This window comes from Phaeobacter sp. S60, from assembly GCF_000826845.1.
Taxonomy (GTDB): Bacteria; Pseudomonadota; Alphaproteobacteria; order Rhodobacterales; family Rhodobacteraceae; genus Phaeobacter; species Phaeobacter piscinae.
Window position 1 is genome coordinate 1 of the sequence record NZ_JSWJ01000047.1, and the last position, 3,382, is coordinate 3,382.

Below are 3,382 nucleotides of genomic sequence, written 5' to 3' on the forward strand. Positions count from 1 at the left end.
CCACAGTTTTAAACGGTCCCCGCGTCGCGTCTCAGATTTAAGGGCTCTGCCTCACTTTGTGTGGCGCAACTATCCTGAAACTGGAAAATTCAGGAGGGATAATTGTGAGTTCGAAGCACCATTGGTCGCCCGGGGGCGAAGTTTCGGTTCAAAGCGTCGAGCGAAGTGATTCCGGCGGGTGGATTGTATCGGGCAGTCTGACACCAAACGGCATTTGCCCGGACTGTGGATTGCATTCACGCCGACGTCACGGATGGCGGCGTCGGCGGCTGCAGGATTACCCCGCCCATGGAGACGGGGTTACGGTGGCTCTCTGGGTTTGCCGTTGGCAATGTTTGACGCCCGCTTGCCCACGTCGGACGTTCTCGGACCAGATCGCCTCGATTGCGCGTCCTTATGCGCGGCGCACCTCGCGTGTCGGGGGGATTGTCAGCCATCTTGGGCATGCGACCGGCGGGCGGCCGGCCGAGCGGCTCTTGCACCGTTTGGGCCTTGGGATCAGCGATGACACAGTGCTCAGGCAGTTGAAGAAGCGTGCTCAAGACACCGCCGCGCCGCCGACAGTCATCGGGATCGACGACTGGAGCTGGCGGAAGTCGCAGACCTACGGCACGATCATTGTCGATCTGGAGCGGCGCGTGGTCATCGATGTTCTCGAGGATCGAGATGTCGTCACCTGCACCAACTGGCTGAAGCGACATCCCGAGGTGGAAGTGATCAGTAGAGATCGCTGCGGTCTTTACGCCCAGGCCGCACGGCAAGGGGCACCGCAGGCGAAGCAAGTCGCTGACCGGTTCCATATCGTACAAAACCTGCGGCAGGCCATAGAGGAGCAAATGAACCTTCATGGCCGTGCGACCGGCAGGGCGCTGCTGTCCGACGCCGACAACATCACCGCCGCCGGCAACCTTCTGAAGTCACGCCTTGCGCACAGGACGTCTCGGGAAGAGATTTTCGCCACCATTCATGCACTCCGAAATCAAGGGCTTTCCTGCAGCGAGATCGGGCGACGAACAGGGTTCCCGCGTCGTAGCATCGCGAAATGGCTGCAGTTCGAAACACCACCGGACCGCAGGCGGGCCGCTTTGAAACCAACTTCGCCGTGGTACTTTGAAGAGTTCCTGAGCCAAAGCTGGAAGGAGGGCATTCGAACTGGCAGCGCCCTGTTCCATATGATCCAAGAGCGTGGTTACGAGGGGAGTCAGTCGCATTTGCAGCGGCTGCTGGCGGGTTGGCGCAGAGCCGAACAGCAAGCGAGCGACCCCAAGGTAGAGCACGAAATCCTTAAGCCAGTCCGAGACCCGGAAACTGGGCACGCGATCTCCCCGGTCATCGCGGCCGCGCTGTGCATCAAGCCGCGCGGAAAGTTCACCCCGGATCAGGCGCGGAAAGTCGACACGCTCAAGACCGGCTCTCCCGCCTTCGCAACGATGCGCAGCCTCGCCATGCGGTTCAACGGTATCATGCGTGGCCGCCAAGCAGACCCGCTCCCTGCATGGATCGACGACGCGATCGAAACCAACCTGGCGCCCATCATGCGCTTCGCCCGCACCTTGAACCGGGACTTCGATGCGGTCAAAAACGCAATCGAGATGCCTTGGAGCAACGGCCAGGCGGAAGGTCAGATCAACCGCCTGAAAACCCTCAAACGCGCCATGTACGGCCGGGCTGGTCCAGAATTGTTGCGGGCGAGAATGCTACCGTTCTGCCACACAGATTGAGGCAGAGCCCTTAATTGTGAGATGCGGCTGTCATGGGGCCGGCGCTTTTCGCGCGCCTTTGCGCGATGTGATCAACCGCGGCAAGCAATCGAGGCTCCTTCTCGAAGGCGCGCAAGAGAGCAACCCTTGCATAGTCGTCGATGCTTTTGCTGACGATGGCTGTCTTAGCCAAGGGCTGAGATCGAGCGGCGGCGATTGCGGCGAGGCAGAACAGCCTAACTTCCGATCTGGGGTTCTGGACAGCGAACGACGGATCCCCGCGGAAGGTTTTGAGTGACATGGCAAAGATGACTGCGCGCATTTCGCGCCGAAGTTGCTTGGGGCCGCGCGATCGCGCGGCGCACTCAAGCATCCCTGCCCCGCGGCGCGCTCGGAATATCAGTTTTCCGGATATTTGTTCCTCACAGGGTTTGCCAAGGGTCTGCACAAGTCTCGTCCCGCAAACTTGGCAGTCAAATGCCCAGGCCCGCCTCCAATGCCTGAGCGAAAGACCCTCTCTGGAGCATTGCACGCAATGCTGGAATGGCATCTGAGCCGTCAGCGAGGCTTCTCGTGGGGTCATTGCCGGAAAGGTCAACGATCGCACAACATCTGGGTCGACTCGTGCGGCGTTGGCAATCCTCTCCGCCGTGGCCGCGTCGACACTGAAGTCCAAGGCGGTGCCATGCGCGGTATCAATTTTGATATGAGCCAACAGTTCCGCGTCATCGCAGTAGTTGGCCGCCGCCAGCCGAGATAACCAACCTGACAACAACTCGTCTGGCAGCGGCGCGACAGTTTTCGGCAGCGTGTGCGGCTTCACACCCCGGACTTCTCGAGTCGCCGATAGGCGTTCGCATGGCGCGACCAAACCGGCGTCCATTTTGCGATCGCGTCATCAGTAATTCATTCATCACCTGTGACGATGGCGTAAATGGAAAGATCCTTGATCAGGGCGAAGATGCGCGAGGTCACCCCACCGGTTAGCGCAAGTATCTGCTTAAATGACTTGACCTTCAGATTGGATTTCTTCTCGAGGGGCATTGCCGCGATGAGTGTCTGGATCATGTCCGAGAACTCGGCATCGTCGCGCCAGTTTGGCAGGTGATGTTCGTCCAGCCGCCTGGCAAGCTGGATATCACCACGGATGGCATCAACGGCCTCGCTGACCCCGAGGCAGACCAGCGACACCTCGAGTTCATTGCTAAGATACCGCAGAACATTGAGAAAGCGGCGCTGTTCGCGGTGGGTCCCGGCCAAGAGGTTGTGAACCTCGTCGATCATGATCATCCGAAGGCCAAGGTCGCGCAGGAGCGCGATGACGCGGACCTCGAGGGAAGCCACATTTTGCGCGCGGGCGCTCAGTGCCGTCGCCGGGGCGCCGACGGCGGCCAAGATGTGCAGGTAGAACCGCCGTTCGTCTGGTGCGGGCGGCGCTTGCAACAGCAGCAGCGGTGTGCGGGTGATGCCTGACGCTGGATCGTATTCTGGTGCGTATTTGCGCGACAGGTTTCGGGCGATCATCGTCTTGCCGATCCCGGAGGCACCATGCACAAGAAGCGAGGCATACGGGTTTGCCGTGGCGCTTCGATCATAACCTGCAAGCGGTCCAACACCTGTTCGGCCCGCGGAAAGCCGATCCAGATATCCGATTGAATGAGGGGGTGTTGTCACGTTAACCC

Annotated in this window: 2 protein-coding genes and 1 pseudogene; 1 reads left to right on the forward strand and 2 read right to left on the reverse strand. The window is 60.2% G+C overall.

The genetic code is table 11. The annotated features are described in order from the left end of the window. Positions 1-182 precede the first annotated feature (182 nt). Positions 183-1,721 carry an ISL3 family transposase gene (locus OO25_RS22055; protein ID WP_079921066.1) on the forward strand — a complete coding sequence of 513 codons (1,539 nt, stop codon included), beginning with the start codon at positions 183-185 and terminating at the stop codon, positions 1,719-1,721. Positions 1,722-1,731: 10 nt separating this feature from the next. On the opposite strand, the gene OO25_RS22060 is transcribed toward OO25_RS22055, so the two are convergent. Both OO25_RS22060 and OO25_RS22065 read right to left on the reverse strand, forming a co-directional pair. Continuing rightward, a complete protein-coding gene (locus OO25_RS22060; protein WP_040183014.1) occupies positions 1,732-2,523 on the reverse strand; it encodes a TniQ family protein in 792 nt (263 codons plus the stop codon). An 83-nt stretch (positions 2,524-2,606) separates the two neighbouring features. Next, positions 2,607-3,358: pseudogene (locus OO25_RS22065) on the reverse strand (TniB family NTP-binding protein). Between the last annotated feature and the right edge of the window lie 24 nt (positions 3,359-3,382).